Here is a 13,286-nt window from a genome sequence, read left to right on the forward strand (position 1 = left end):
GCACCGGGGCGGTGGCGCTCGGCGGGTGGCCCGACGTGGCGATTTGGATTCCCGGGGCGCCGTGGATTACGGTTAACGAGCTTCCCAGCGCGGGTGGCGGAATGGCAGACGCGCTAGCTTGAGGTGCTAGTGTCCTACTAATGGACGTGGGGGTTCAAGTCCCCCTCCGCGCACAGAACGAAAACCCCGGCTCCGGCCGGGGTTTTCGCGTTTCCGGTGGCTCATCGACGGGGCGGTAGCGGCCTGATCGTCGCGAGGCAGTGATCGCCGGCGAGGAACGATTCCAGGTCCAGCAGCTCCAGGTCCGCGTCGTGCGCGCCGAGAACTCCTTCGATCATGCCGCGGTGCACGGCACAGGTCACGCCGGGTCGTCGCCGCGCGACCTCGAGGAACGGACATCGGTTCAGGCGGATCCCTTCGGCGCGCCGCTCCGGTGCGAATCCCGCTTCGTCGAGCAGCCCTACGAGGTCCGCGAGCGCATCGGTGGACGACCGCGCTCGCTCGGCCCCCCACACGTGTCCCGACCGCCGGGCGCGCTCGGTCGCGTCGGGCACGGATTCCAGCACGTCCACGAGAAGGTGCGCCAGGAGCGCGAAGTCGCGCGGGCCCGACGGGTCCATCGCCGGGCGGGCGCGGTAGAGCATGCTGGGCCTGCCCGGGCCGTCCGACGGTGCGGGGCTCGCCTCGACGAGCCCGTCCTCGGCGAGGGCGTGCAGGTGGAAGCGCACGGTCGTACTCGGGACGTCCGTCGCCCCGGCGATCTCCGCCACGGTCTGCGCCTCGTCCGCGGCGCGCACGTGGCGCAGGACCTTCTCGCGCATCTCCATCAGGCGACCGTATCCCGCTCCGGGCGGGCGGCGACCACGGGCGCGTCAGCCGGCACGGGTCCGATCTTCGCCGCCCCGCCCGGCGACCCGACGGGCTCGCCGCACCCGGGGAGAACTCCCGAGAAGAAGTCGGCGTTGTCGGCCGTGTACTGCGCCCATTCGTCGGGGACGTCGTCCTCGTAGAAGATCGCTTCTACCGGACACACCGGCTCACAAGCGCCACAGTCCACGCACTCGTCGGGATGGATGTAGAGGCTGCGGGAGCCTTCGTAGATGCAATCGACGGGGCATTCCTCGACGCAGGCCCGATCCATCACGTCGACACATGGTTCCGCGATCACGTAGGTCATCAGGCGCGACTTCGCAGACCGAGCGGTTCGATCGTGAGCGAGGACGTGCGGTGCGTGTGCACGGTGAGGTAGTCGAGTCCGTCCGGACCCGCGCTGATCGCACGTTCCGAACGGCGCGGCAACCACAGCAGATCCCCTGCGGCGACATCGACGGTGCCCGTCGCGGTGCCGACGGTGCCGGACCCGCGGAGGACGTGGACCAGCACGTCCACTTCGGAGCCCTGGTGCGCACCGATCACCCCTCCGGCTCCCAGGCGGATCAGGTTCGAATCGAGCCCCCGGCCGTCCGTATCCAGCTTCCAGGCGACGTCCGCGCGCTCGACCGCACTCTCCGTGAGTGCACTGGTGTTGCCGACGATGCGCGGGGCCGGCGCCGCCAGAATCTTGCCGATCCGAACGCGGTAGTCGCGCCGCTCCCGGACGAGATACTCCCACTCATATGCGGACGGCAACTTCTGCTCGAACTCATCGCGCAGGTGCCGTGGATCGTGGTCGTTGACCAGGATGATCGCCTCGCCCACGTCGAGCGCGTCGAAGATGCCGAAGATCTTCGGGTGCCGCTCGGACTTCGGGATCTCACGTACATCGAGGGTGACATCGGGCATGGCGAGCGATCCTTCCAATTAATACAAGTCAATCTTGTATTAATCTACGCCCGGCCCGACTACCTCACCAACTGCGGCGCGAGCTCGATCCTGTGGCTCGGATCCCACGGCACGTCGCCGTGCAATGACGAGAAGCTGTATTCGATCTGCTCCCCGCCGCGGGACTCGTCCAGTCGCAGTGCCGCCAACTTGCCGCGCGCGAGCAGCCGCCCCTCCGCGTCGTAGATCCGCGCGTCCCGCTCGGTAACGGCGTCGTAGTCCGCGTGGAATGCCTCGTACAGCTCGCGTCCTGTGAACGTATCCATCTCTCCATGGTGCGCCCGATGACGCACGCGCGCCACGGAATCCCGCGCGATCCGGAGCAGTCGGAACAGTTCGCCGGATCTTGTCCCCCGCCCTCGGACTCCGCGCGACGGCGGACCGTCTGGCAGGGTGGCGGACGTGCCCCAGTCGATCGAGCCCGTCCCGTTCCGCAAGCTGCGCGACATCACGCCCGCCTCGCGATTCGGGGTCGGTGGCACCGACCTCGGAATCCCCTGTCGGGTCGGGAACGAGGTGCTCTACGTCTTCGGCGACACCTTCGAGGGGCTGAGCATCGGCGCCGGCGACTGGCGCTCCCCCGTCGGCCTGTTCGGCGACCGGGCCGGTGTCGTCCGGCGCCCCGCGGGGCCCGATCCGCAGCGCGCCCGGCAACTGCTCAACTACAGCCATGACACGGGCCGGTTCACCACCATCCTGCCGACCACCTGCATCGAGGTCGACGGTGCGCTGTACCTGCACACGATGAGGATGCAGAGCCTGGACACGGTCGTCCGGACGGGCCTGTACCGCAGCGACGACGGTGCGCAGTCCTGGCGGGAGGTCGCGCAGTACAACGCCGGGCACGCGGACGGCTGCTGGTGCATGTGGGCGATGTGCCCCGCACCCGACGGCTACACCTACACCGTCTCGACCGGCGGCCTCAGCCGCGACAAGGGGCTGCGCCTGCACCGGATGCGCACCGAGACACTGGGAACGCTGCGGGACGGCATCGATGTCGAGTGGGAGCCGTGGGGCTGGCGCGCCGAGACGGGGTGGGCGTGGGGCAACCCGCCCACCGACCTGAGCCTGGGGCGGGGTTACGGGGAGCTCTCCCTATCCCTGGTCGAGGGCGTGTGGGTGCTCACGTACTTCGACGCCGCCGGTTACCGGATCGCAGCCCGGTTCGCGGACCGGATCGACGGCGTGTGGTCCGATCCGGTCACGCTGCTGCACGGCAGCTCGTGGCAGGACGAGGACCACGCCGCGGGCCGCGTGGCACAGCTCTACGGCGGATACCTGGTCCCCGGGTCGACGCTGCGTTCCGCGCGCCTCGTCGTCTCGCAGTGGAACACCGCCGTCGGCCACCCGTACAAGTCGATGATGTTCACCGGCGCGCTGCGGCGGCCCTGACGCTCAGCCCTCGTCGGTGAGGCGCTCCTCGATGAACCGGACCGTCTGCTCGATGAGAGGCCGGAGCAGCCCCTGCACGTCCTCGTCGGAGAGCGGACGGCCGAGGATGACGGCGCCGAGCTGCGGGATCATGAACGGGGCGGCCTGGAGGCCGATCGCGACGTAGAGCGCGATCGCCGCGCGCAGGTCGTCCGTACCGCCGGTGACGGCCCGCAGGCGTTCGACCTTGCGCCGGTAGAACTCCCGGCGGGCATCGCTGAACGGCGGGGTCTCGCCCTCATCGGCGTCGTAGTGCAGCGATTCCCACATGAGCAGGCGCACCAACTCCGGGTCACGGCGGTGATGATCGAACGCGGCCATGACGTGGTCGGTGAGGGTCTGCCCCTCGAGGAACGGACTGTGCTCGACATGCTCGGTGAGCGCCTTCGCCATGACGATCTCGAACAACCCCTCTTTGCTGCCGAAGTACCCGTAGATCCGCTCCTTGTTCACCCCGGCCTCGGCGGCGATCCGCGCGACCCGCGCGCCATCGAACCCGCGCCGGGTGAACTCGGTCCGGGCGGCGGCGATCAACGCCTCACTCGTGGGCGTGGATTCGTATCCTGCAGCGTCGATCACGCGGCCAGACTACCGCCAACCGTTCGGTTGACCGCCAACCGTACGGTTGGTACGGTCGCCGCATGACGACCACCGCGACCGTTGCGCCATCCCGATCCGTACTGCTCCGCACCGGGGTCATCGCCGCCGCCGGAGCCCTGCCCATCGCCGGGCAGCTCTACGTCGTGCTGCCGCTGACCGCCGAGATCCGCGGCCTGTCCGGACACACGAACTCGACCGCCGCGCTGTCGAGCACCGTCTTCGCCCTGGTCTACGCGGCCGGGATCCTCGCGCTCGGTCCGCTCGCAGACAGGTTCGGCGCCCGCCGGTTGATGGTCGCGAGCGCCGGCGCCACCGCCGCCGTCACGCTGCTGGCGGCGTTCGCGCCGTCCGCGCCGTGGTTCCTGCTCGGACGCGCGGCGCAGGGGCTCGCGGCCGCGGCGTTCACGCCGGCCACGCTCGCGTACATCGCGCGAACCGCGCCATCGTCGGCGCGTGTGCCACTGAACACCGCCGCGATCGGCGCCGGATTGGCCTCGGCGGTGGTGGGCCAGGTCGTCGCGCAGCTCATCGCGCCGCTCGCGGGGATCACCGGTGTGTTCGTGGTCTTCGCGGTGGCCGCCGCCGTTGCGGCGGTCGCCGCCCGGACACTCCTTCCGTCCGACACCGCACCTGCGGATGATCGTCCGTCCGCGGGCGCGGTGCACCGCGCGATCCCCGGGTTGTTGATGCGTCCGCGACTGGTGCTGCTCTACTGCACCGGGCTGACCTTTCTCAGCGCTCTCGTGGCGCTGTACACCGCGCTCGGCGCGGACGGCCGCTGGCCGTCGGCGACCCTCCTGATCCTGCGCGCGAGCTCGCTCCCCGCGGTGGTCGTCGCGGGCCTGATCACGCTGCGCCTGTCGGCCGCCCCGCCACGCGCCCGCATCCTGGCCGCGGTTGGCATCGCCGTGACGGGCGCTCTCCTCTGCGCGACCGCTCAGACGCTCACCGTCGGGATCGGCCTGTTCGCGGTCATCGGCGCGATCGCTCTCGCCGCCCCGTCCGTGGTGGCGGAGGTGACCCGGCTCGGCGCACCGGCCATCGGCGCCGCCGCCTCGCTCTACACCGTGGCCATCTTCGGCGGAGCGAGTCTCGGCGCACCTCTCGCCGCTGCGCTCGGCAACGGCCTCGGCACGGTCGCGCTCGGTAGCGCGGCAGTGCTCGCACTCGGCGGCCTGACCTCCGCGATCGCCACCCGCACCTGAACAGAACATGTTCTAATCCGGTCATGGAGGACGCCTTCGCCTCGGCCCCGTCGACCTACGCAACCGGATCATCAAGGCCGCGACCTTCGAGGGGCGCACGCCGGACGCGCTGGTGACCGACGACCTGATCGACTTCCATGCCGAGTTCGCGCGCGGCCGCGTCGGCATGACGACGGTCGCCTACTGCGCCGTCGCCCCGTGACACCCAGCAGGATGATCAGCCCGCTGGCGCTGCGCGCGACCCTCCGGCCCGACGCGACACGGATCAGCGCGATCGTCCGGGCGCACGCCGACGCTGCCCGCCTCGCCGAGGACGCCGGTTTCGACGCGGTCGAGCTCCACTTCGGCCACAACTACCTGATCAGCGCCTTCCTCAGCCCGCTGCTCAACCACCGGCGCGACGCGTACGGCGGCGATCTCGCATGCCGTGCTCGCCTCGCCCGCGAGGTCGCGGAGGCCGTCCGCGGTGCGGTCGGCGGCAGGCTCGCCGTCACCGCGAAGCTCAACATGACCGACGGGGTGCCCGGCGGACTGAGCCCGGACGACGCGCTCCGAACGGCGCGCTGGTTGGAGGCCGACGGCACCCTCGACGCGCTCGAACTCACCGCGGGGAGTTCCCTGCTCAACCCGATGTTCCTGTTCCGCGGCACGCCACCGCGCCGGGAGTTCGCGGCGGCCTTCCCGAGCCCAGCGCTCCGGGCCGGGCTCCGGGCCGCAGGCCCCGTGTTCCTCCGTGAGTACCCGTACCGCCCGACCTATCTCCTCGCCCTCGCCCGCCGGTTCCGGGCCGCCCTGTCGATGCCGCTCATCCTGCTCGGCGGGATCGCCGAGCGGGCCGCGGTCGACCGGGCGATGGCGGAGGGCTTCGAGTTCACGATCTACACCCGGACTCGGTGCCCGGTGCCCGGTGCGCGAGGGGAGCTGACGCTCAGGCGATGCCGGGCACCTCGGTCGCCGCGAAATCCGCGAGTGCCTCGGTGACGATGTGCGGAACGTCGCCGGACACGTTGACGGTCACGCCGAACTCGTCCGGGTCCAGCGGCTCCAGGATGCTCAGCTGCGAATCGAGCATGCCCGCCTTCATGAAGTGGCCCGCACGGCTCTGCATACGCTCCTGCAGGAGCCCCTCATTGCCGGTGAGGAAGACGAAGTACACGCTGGCGCCGGCGGCCCGGATCCGGTCCCGATACGCCCGTTTGAGCGCGGAGCACGCCACGACCGTGGGCCGCCCGGCGATCATCTCGTCGCGCAGGTACGCCCCGATGGTTCCCAGCCAGGGCCACCTGTCGTCGTCGGTGAGCGGATGACCGGCCGCCATCTTGGCGCGGTTGTCGTCGCTGTGGAAGTCGTCGCCGTCGGCGAAGCTCCGGCCCAGACGGTCCGCCAGTTCGGCGCCCACCGTCGACTTCCCGGAGCCGGACACCCCCATCACGCAGATCTGGATCGTGGCCACCCGTCGAGTAGATCACGACCGCGCGGAGCACGCGGGCGAAGCGCGCAGGGAAGCCACCCGGCGCGGGGCCGGGCGGCCCGTCGCATAATTGACCGCGGCGACGAGCGGGGGGGTGAGACACGGATGTGGGTGCTCGGCGCTGCGGTCCTGCTGGTCGTGATCGCGGTGGTGGGTGCGCTTCTCGCCGAGCGGATCGCCCGCGAGGGTCTCCGAACGAAACTCGTGGGGATGTGCACCGACGTCCTCGGGGCGACCCCGTCGGTGGTGCTCGACGTGCGCCGGCCCGTGCTCCTGCAGCTGCTGCAGCGGCGCCTGTCCGGCCTGGAGATCACCACCCGGGACGTCGGGGCGGGGCCGCACGCCATCATCCTCGACGGGCACGCCCGTGGCGTCGCGCCGGTGCCCGACGGGCTGCGGGTCGACGCCCTCACCGCGACCGCCACGCTGCGGCTGTCGTGGATCCGCCACGTGGTCGAGGCTGCCCAGGCCGGCGGCGGGGTGGGCGGTATCACCGTCAGCTCGGTGACACTGATGCCGCGCCGGAAGTCGCTGGGGATGACAGTCGGGCTGCCCGTGGCGTTCGGGCTCGGCGTCGACATCCGGGTGGTCGTCGCGGTCGGCGTCAAGGCGGGCCGCCTCACCTTCCGGGTGACCGACCTGTCCATGCCGATCGCCGTGATCCCGGTCCCGATCCCCGTCGCGTGGGCGATCGACTCGTGGGTCAAGGAGCTCCGCCCCACGGTGATCCCACCCGCTCTCGACGCACTCACCATCACGAGGATGCACTGGCAGAAGAAGTCGGTCACCCTCGACCTGTCGGCCAGTGACACGACGGTGCCCCTCCCGTCATGAGGGACACTGTTCGCATGCCCGACACGATCAGCCCCATTCCGCCGGAGGATCTCGCCGCGTTCCATCGCGTGCTCGAGACCGCCGCGCTCCTCGACGACGGCGACCCCCAGTCGGTCGAGGTCCAGCGCGCCGTGGGCCACATGTTCAAGTTGCTCAAGCGCGAACGACGCAAGTCCGCCCGCTCCAAAGTCAAGGCCGCCGACCGCGACGTCCTCGAGCGGACGGCCACCGGCAACGCCGAGCGGATCGACGACGAGACGGCCGGGGTCCTGCTGACCACGCCCACGGTGGGCGACAGCGCCGGGGAGCTCCTGCGGCCGCAGAGTTGCTACATCTGCAAGCAGCCGTACACCCGGATCGACGCGTTCTACCACCAGCTGTGCCCGGAGTGCGCGGCGTTCAGCCACTCCAAGCGCGACGCGACGACGGACCTGCGGGGCCGGCGCGCGCTGCTCACGGGTGGCCGGGCCAAGATCGGGATGTACATCGCCCTGCGACTGTTGCGCGACGGTGCCGACCTCACCATCACCACCCGGTTCCCGACGGACGCGGCCCGCCGGTTCGCCGCGCTCGCCGACAGCGCCGAGTGGCTCGACCGCCTGCACATCGTGGGCATCGACCTGCGCGACCCGTCGCAGGTCAGCGCGATGGCCGATGCCGTCGCGGCCCGGGGCCCGCTCGACATCATCATCAACAACGCGGCGCAGACGGTGCGCCGCTCCCCCGGCGCGTACTCCGCGCTCGTCGACGCCGAGTCCGGCGACGTCCCTGCCGAGCTGGCGAGCCGGATCATCCGGTTCGGCCGAGCGAGCTCCGCGCATCCCGCCGCCCTGACCGAGGCCCTCGACGGGCACACCGGCGGCGTCTCCGGCGATCTCGCGGCGCTGGACCCCGCCGCGTTGACCGCGCTCGCGCTGCGCGGCGGGTCGTCGTCCGCGGCGCGGATCGAGGACGGCACCGCCATCGACGCGGGCGGCCTGCTGCCCGATCTCGTGCACACCAACTCGTGGGTGCAGACCGTCGAGGAGGTCGAGCCGCTCGAGCTGCTCGAGGTGCAGCTGTGCAACTCGGTGGCGCCGTTCATCCTCATCTCGAAGCTGCGCCCCGCACTCGCCGCGTCGACCGCGCGCCGCAAGTACGTCGTCAACGTCTCCGCGATGGAGGGTCAGTTCGGGCGCGGCTACAAGGGCCCCGGCCACCCGCACACGAACATGGCCAAGGCCGCGTTGAACATGCTCACCCGCACCTCCAGTGCCGAGATGCTGGAGCAGGACGGCATCCTCATGACCGCTGTCGACACGGGCTGGATCACCGACGAGCGCCCGCACCACACCAAGATGCGCCTCGCGGAGGAGGGCTTCCGCGCCCCGCTCGACCTGGTCGACGGGGCCGCCCGCGTCTACGACCCGATCGTGCAGGGCGAGGCGGGCGTGGACCTGCACGGCTGCTTCCTCAAGGACTACAAGCCCTCGCCGTGGTGATGGGTGGCCCGCCGCCGCGGTGACCGGCGACTAGGGTCGACGGGGTGACGGAAACGAAGATCCTGTTCGACTGCGACACCGGCATCGACGACTCGATCGCGCTGCTCTACCTGCTGAGCAAGCCCGAGGTGAACCTGCTCGGGATCGTCTCGTCCGCCGGCAACGTGCCCGCGCCGCAGGTGGTCGAGAACAATCTCGGCTGGCTGGAACTCCTGGGCCGCAGCGACATCGACGTCTTCGTCGGTTCGGACGCGCCGTTGGCGACGCCGCTGATGACCACCGAGGAGACGCACGGGCCCTTCGGCGTGGGATACGCCGACCTGCCCACGCCCGGCCGCGGACCGTCGGACGTCCCGGGCGCGCAGGCGTGGTCGGACCTGACCCGGGCGCACCCCGGCGAGGTCGTGGCCCTGGTCACCGGCCCGTGCACGAACCTCGCCCTGGCACTGCGCGACGACCCCGGCATCCTGACGCGGCTGCGCCGTCTGGTCATCATGGGCGGCGTCTTCTGGCATCCGGGCAACACCACGCCCACCTCCGAGTGGAACGTCGCCGTCGATCCGGAGGCGCTGTGGGAGGTGCTGCGCGCGTACGGCGAGCTCGACGGCACAGGCACGCCCCTGCCGATCCTCTGCCCGCTCGACCTGACGGAGACCATCGAGCTCACGCCCGACCACGTCGTGCGGCTCGCCGACGCCGCCGGGTCCGGCCCGGCCGAGGTACTCAGCCCCGAGGATCCCGACGGTACGCGGTCGGCCGCGAGCGATCGGGTGATCCGCGCGGCGTCGGATGCGATCCGTTTCTACTTCGAGTTCCACCGCGACCACGACCTCGGCTACATCGCGCACATGCACGACCCCTTCGCCGCCGCGGTCGCACTGGACCCGGCGATCGCGGAGACCCGTTCGTTCCCGGTGGACGTCGAGCTCACCGGATCGCTCACCCGCGGCACGACCGTCGCCGACGTGCACGGCGCGTGGAACCGCCCGGACACGGCGCAGATCGCGGTCGCCACCGACCAGACCGCGTTCTTCGACGACCTGGTGGACTCGATCGCAGGGCTCGCCCGTGGCCGCGACTGACGGGCAGATCGCGGCGTTCCTCGCCGTGGCGTCGGAGACCCTCGACACCGTCGACTCCGTGCTGGCCGACCTCGACGACCGCACGGTGAATCACGCCACGCCGGGCGGCAACTCGGTCTTCGCTCTGGTGACGCACATGGGCGGCGCCCTGGGCTATTGGGGCGGGTCGCTGCTGGCCGGCGAGGACGTCCCGCGGGACCGATCGTCCGAGTTCGTCGCGACGGGCACCGTCGACGAGGCCCGGGCGATCGTGCGAGGCCTGCGCGCGGACCTCCCGCGGTGGGCGGGCGTGGCGGCGACGGGTATCCGCAATCCTGCGGCGACGGGGACCACGCGGCGCGATGCGGCGACCGCGACGCCGGAGTGGGTGCTCACGCACATGCTGCGCGAGCTGACCCAGCACACCGGACACATGGAGATCTGCCGCGACGTCGTGGTCGCTGCCGCACACTGACTCCCATGATGATTCCGAAGGCGATCGCCGAGGGTGTTCGCGACGGCACCGTCACCACGCAGTACCGCCGGTGGGACACGCCCCGGGTCAAGGTGGGCGGCACGCAGGTCACGCCGGCCGGGGTGCTGCGCTTCACCCGGGTCACGCGGGTGCCCGACGTCGAGAGGATCAGCGACCGGGCGGCGCGCGCGGCCGGGATGAAGGACGCCGCCGCGCTGCGGAGGGCGCTGCGGCCGCGGGATCCCGACGCGCCCCGCCGGGAGCGGTCCGCCCGCGGCGGCGAACACGTCTACCGGATCCACCTCGAGTACGCCGGCGCGGACCCGCGGCTCGCCCTGCGCGAGGAACTGCCCGACGATGCCGCGCTCGAGGCCCTGGCGGTTCGCCTGGCCCGACTCGACAAGCGGGACTCCGGCCCCTGGACCCGCGACATCCTCACGTGGATCCGCGAGCACCCGCACGTCGTGTCCAAGGAACTCGCGGCCGAGCGCGGCGTGGACCTGCTGCCCATGAAGGTGGACATCCGCAAGCTCAAGGGCATGGGCCTGACCATCAGCCACGAGGTCGGCTACGAGCTCTCGCCCCGCGGCGCGGCGTACCTGAACTGGCTGGAAGACCGGTAGATCGCGCCCGCCGTGCGTCCTACGCTCAAGCGAAACCGCTGGCAAAGCGAGGCGACATGACGGACAACGATCAATCCAAGCCCTGGGTGAGCCTTGCGGATGCCCTGACAATGAAGGAACCCATCAGCGACGAGGCGAGTGACGCGTTCGACGCGATCCTGGAGGAGATCCGCGAGCAAAGTCGACGGAAGCTCCCCCGGGAAATCGAGTTGGACGACTGATCTTCGGTGCGTGTCATCACCGACACGCCGACGTGCAGTCACCGAGACGCACCAAAGATCGGACAGTTAGGCGGGCCGAGTTCACCCGCGCACCAGGAGTGGCTTCACAACTTTCCAAGCGTTCTGCGAAGATTCCGCGAGCGGAGGTCGCAGAACGCTTCAGAAGATGTTGGGCACGAGCGTGTTCGGCGCGCTGTCCATATCGGCCAAAATCGCGGAGCCGTTCGCAGGACTGCCGTTCGCAGGACACAGTCCGACCGCCCCGCGCCGACACGCACTGAGAATCGGTCCGTCAGGCCGGCTGCTCCGATTCCGCGGCGACCTCCGCGGTGGACTTGGCCCAGCGGTAGTCGGCCTTGCCGGCCGGGGTCCGCTTGACCTCGTCGACGAAGACGATGGTGCGAGGCACCTTGTAGCCGGCGAGCTCACTGCGAGCGAAGGTCTGCACGTCCTCGACCGAAGGACGCTCCTGCCCCTCCGCCACCGAGATGACGGCCGCGACCCGCTGGCCGTACCGCGCGTCGGGCACCGGGACCACGAGGGCGTCGGAGATCGCGGGGTGCCCGTGCAGGGTGGCCTCGACCTCCTCCGCGTAGACCTTCTCGCCGCCGGTGTTGATGCACTGGCTGCCGCGGCCGAGGAAGACGATGCCGCCGTCCTCCGCGGGGTACCCCATGTCGCCGAGCACCGAGATCCGCCGGCCGTCCGCGAGCGTCGGGAAGGTGCGTGCCGACTTCTCGGGATCGTTGTAGTAGCCGAGCGGCACGTTGCCGACGCGGGCGATGAAGCCGACCGTGCCGGGCGTGGTGATCTCGACGAAGGACTCGTCGACGACCATCATCTTCTCGGTGGGCGGGGCCTTGAGGTTGCCGTTCTCGTCGAGCGTCATGACGCCGTCGTTGCCCGACTCCGACGCTCCGAAGTTGTCGCGGAGGATCAGCTCGGGCTTGATCGCGGCCATCCGGTCGCGCACGTGCTTGGACCAGATGGCGCCGCCCGACGTGATCGAGAACAGCGACGAGAAGTCGGCGGTGTCCTTCTGCTTCTCCATCTCCTCGACGAGCGGGATACCCATGGCGTCGCCGACGATGAGGATGGTCTGGGTCTGATCGCGCTTGATGTTGCCGACGATCTGCTCGGCCTTGAAGTCGCGCTCGAGGATCACGCGCGAGCCGAGCACGAAGAAGGTGAACAGCGAGTACGCGGCCGCGCCGTGCATGAGCGGAGCGGCGATGAGGAAGGCCAGCGGCGGGAACTGCTTGGCGCCCTCGCCGACCTCGTCCAACGAGGTCCGGGGCTCGCCGCCGTAGGGCACGCCGGCGGAGAGCGGCTTGCGGAAGAAGTCGTCGTGCTGCCAGACGACGCCCTTCGGGTAGCCCGTGGTGCCGCCCGTGTAGATGATGTAGTGCTCCTCGCCGGTGCGCGGATCGAAGTCCCGGGCCGTGGAGCGGGATGCCGCGTCGGCGAAGGGCACGAGCGCGACGTCGGGCGCACCGTCGACCGCGGTGGCGAGCTCGGGGTCGATCTCGCCGACCACGAAGACGGTCCGCAGGTCGGGCAGCTTGCCGATGAGGCCGGCCAGCGTGCGCTGGTGCTCCGGCATCTCCACCACGATGCCGCGTGAGTCCGAGTTGGTGAAGATGTACTCGAGCTCGGGCCCGGTGTACCGGTAGTTCACGTTCACCGGCACGGCGCGGATCTTGATCAGCGCCACCAACGACTGCACGTGCTCCACACTGTTCTTGAGGAACAGCGCGACGTGGTCGAAGGCGCCGATGCCGTTCGCGGCGAACAGATGCGCCACCTGATTCGCCTGCGCGTCCATCTCGGCGTACGAGGTCTGCTCACCCTCGTAGCTCAAGACCACTCGCTCCGGAACCGCGTCGACGACCGCCTCGAAGATGTCGGCGAGGTTGAACTTCATGCGCACTCCTGTTCCTGACCTGCGAACCCGTCCAGCTCGGCAGAACGTGTTCTAGTTGTAACAGGTTCTACCGCGCCGCGGGGCGGAATCGGACGCAACTCGCCGTCGATCGTCCACGAATATCGCTCACGGCGCGGGG

15 protein-coding genes, 1 tRNA gene and 1 pseudogene are annotated in these 13,286 nt (G+C 70.4%); 10 read left to right on the forward strand and 7 right to left on the reverse strand.

Annotation, left to right across the window (positions count from 1 at the left end; genetic code table 11):
- The first annotated feature begins 87 nt into the window (after positions 1–87).
- Positions 88–173, forward strand: a tRNA-Leu gene (locus AXK61_RS00790).
- 48 nt (positions 174–221) lie between these two features.
- On the opposite strand, the gene AXK61_RS00795 is transcribed toward AXK61_RS00790, so the two are convergent.
- Genes AXK61_RS00795 through AXK61_RS00810 form a run of 4 tightly spaced genes read right to left on the reverse strand, consistent with a single transcriptional unit; the run spans position 222 to position 2,087 of the window.
- Positions 222–827, reverse strand: coding sequence for a helix-turn-helix transcriptional regulator (locus AXK61_RS00795; RefSeq protein WP_231855354.1), 606 nt, complete (start codon positions 825–827; stop codon positions 222–224).
- Positions 827–1,177 (reverse strand): ferredoxin, encoded by a 351-nt coding sequence (gene fdxA, locus AXK61_RS00800; RefSeq protein ID WP_068743285.1) that lies wholly within the window; start codon positions 1,175–1,177, stop codon positions 827–829. The genes AXK61_RS00795 and fdxA overlap by 1 nt, the downstream gene beginning before the upstream one ends.
- Positions 1,177–1,782, reverse strand: coding sequence for a DUF2249 domain-containing protein (locus AXK61_RS00805; protein ID WP_068743287.1), 606 nt, complete (start codon positions 1,780–1,782; stop codon positions 1,177–1,179). The genes fdxA and AXK61_RS00805 overlap by 1 nt, the downstream gene beginning before the upstream one ends.
- A 59-nt stretch (positions 1,783–1,841) precedes the next feature.
- A complete protein-coding gene (locus tag AXK61_RS00810) occupies positions 1,842–2,087 on the reverse strand; it encodes a hypothetical protein (RefSeq protein ID WP_068569551.1) in 246 nt (81 codons plus the stop codon).
- Between the two features lie 136 nt (positions 2,088–2,223).
- Between AXK61_RS00810 and AXK61_RS00815 the strand changes: the two genes are divergently transcribed.
- A complete protein-coding gene (locus AXK61_RS00815; RefSeq protein WP_197466714.1) occupies positions 2,224–3,213 on the forward strand; it encodes a DUF4185 domain-containing protein in 990 nt (329 codons plus the stop codon).
- Between the two features lie 3 nt (positions 3,214–3,216).
- On the opposite strand, the gene AXK61_RS00820 is transcribed toward AXK61_RS00815, so the two are convergent.
- Positions 3,217–3,831, reverse strand: a complete 615-nt coding sequence (locus AXK61_RS00820) for a TetR/AcrR family transcriptional regulator (protein ID WP_082789159.1) — start codon at positions 3,829–3,831, stop codon at positions 3,217–3,219.
- A 62-nt stretch (positions 3,832–3,893) separates the two neighbouring features.
- Between AXK61_RS00820 and AXK61_RS00825 the strand changes: the two genes are divergently transcribed.
- Positions 3,894–5,057: an MFS transporter gene (locus tag AXK61_RS00825; protein ID WP_068743289.1), complete on the forward strand. Its 1,164-nt coding sequence runs from the start codon at positions 3,894–3,896 to the stop codon at positions 5,055–5,057.
- A gap of 67 nt (positions 5,058–5,124) precedes the next feature.
- Positions 5,125–6,038 (forward strand): annotated as a pseudogene (locus AXK61_RS00830) (oxidoreductase).
- On the opposite strand, the gene AXK61_RS00835 reads toward AXK61_RS00830, so the two are convergent.
- A complete protein-coding gene (locus tag AXK61_RS00835; protein ID WP_197466722.1) occupies positions 5,986–6,486 on the reverse strand; it encodes a gluconokinase in 501 nt (166 codons plus the stop codon). The pseudogene AXK61_RS00830 and the gene AXK61_RS00835 overlap by 53 nt on opposite strands.
- A 147-nt stretch (positions 6,487–6,633) precedes the next feature.
- On the opposite strand from AXK61_RS00835, the gene AXK61_RS00840 reads away from it, so the two are divergent.
- The 6 genes from AXK61_RS00840 to AXK61_RS24685 are packed head-to-tail and all read left to right on the forward strand — an operon-like array spanning position 6,634 to position 11,223.
- A complete protein-coding gene (locus tag AXK61_RS00840; RefSeq protein ID WP_068569545.1) occupies positions 6,634–7,362 on the forward strand; it encodes a hypothetical protein in 729 nt (242 codons plus the stop codon).
- 14 nt (positions 7,363–7,376) lie between these two features.
- A complete protein-coding gene (locus tag AXK61_RS00845) occupies positions 7,377–8,843 on the forward strand; it encodes an SDR family NAD(P)-dependent oxidoreductase (RefSeq protein ID WP_068569544.1) in 1,467 nt (488 codons plus the stop codon).
- A 44-nt stretch (positions 8,844–8,887) separates the two neighbouring features.
- The gene (locus AXK61_RS00850) at positions 8,888–9,925 is read left to right on the forward strand and encodes a nucleoside hydrolase (protein WP_068569543.1); all 1,038 of its coding nucleotides are present in this window, start codon (positions 8,888–8,890) and stop codon (positions 9,923–9,925) included.
- The gene (locus AXK61_RS00855) at positions 9,912–10,379 is read left to right on the forward strand and encodes a mycothiol transferase (protein WP_068569542.1); all 468 of its coding nucleotides are present in this window, start codon (positions 9,912–9,914) and stop codon (positions 10,377–10,379) included. Before AXK61_RS00850 ends, AXK61_RS00855 begins: the two co-directional genes overlap by 14 nt.
- A gap of 5 nt (positions 10,380–10,384) precedes the next feature.
- Positions 10,385–11,002: an ASCH domain-containing protein gene (locus tag AXK61_RS00860; RefSeq protein WP_068569541.1), complete on the forward strand. Its 618-nt coding sequence runs from the start codon at positions 10,385–10,387 to the stop codon at positions 11,000–11,002.
- Between the two features lie 56 nt (positions 11,003–11,058).
- Positions 11,059–11,223 (forward strand): hypothetical protein, encoded by a 165-nt coding sequence (locus AXK61_RS24685; protein ID WP_156485513.1) that lies wholly within the window; start codon positions 11,059–11,061, stop codon positions 11,221–11,223.
- Between the two features lie 292 nt (positions 11,224–11,515).
- Here AXK61_RS24685 and AXK61_RS00865 read toward each other — a convergent pair whose 3' ends face one another.
- Positions 11,516–13,147, reverse strand: a complete 1,632-nt coding sequence (locus tag AXK61_RS00865) for an AMP-binding protein (RefSeq protein ID WP_068743293.1) — start codon at positions 13,145–13,147, stop codon at positions 11,516–11,518.
- Positions 13,148–13,286: the final 139 nt, after the last annotated feature.

The sequence above is a fragment of the Tsukamurella pseudospumae genome, assembly GCF_001575205.1.
Taxonomy (GTDB): domain Bacteria; phylum Actinomycetota; class Actinomycetes; order Mycobacteriales; family Mycobacteriaceae; genus Tsukamurella; species Tsukamurella pseudospumae.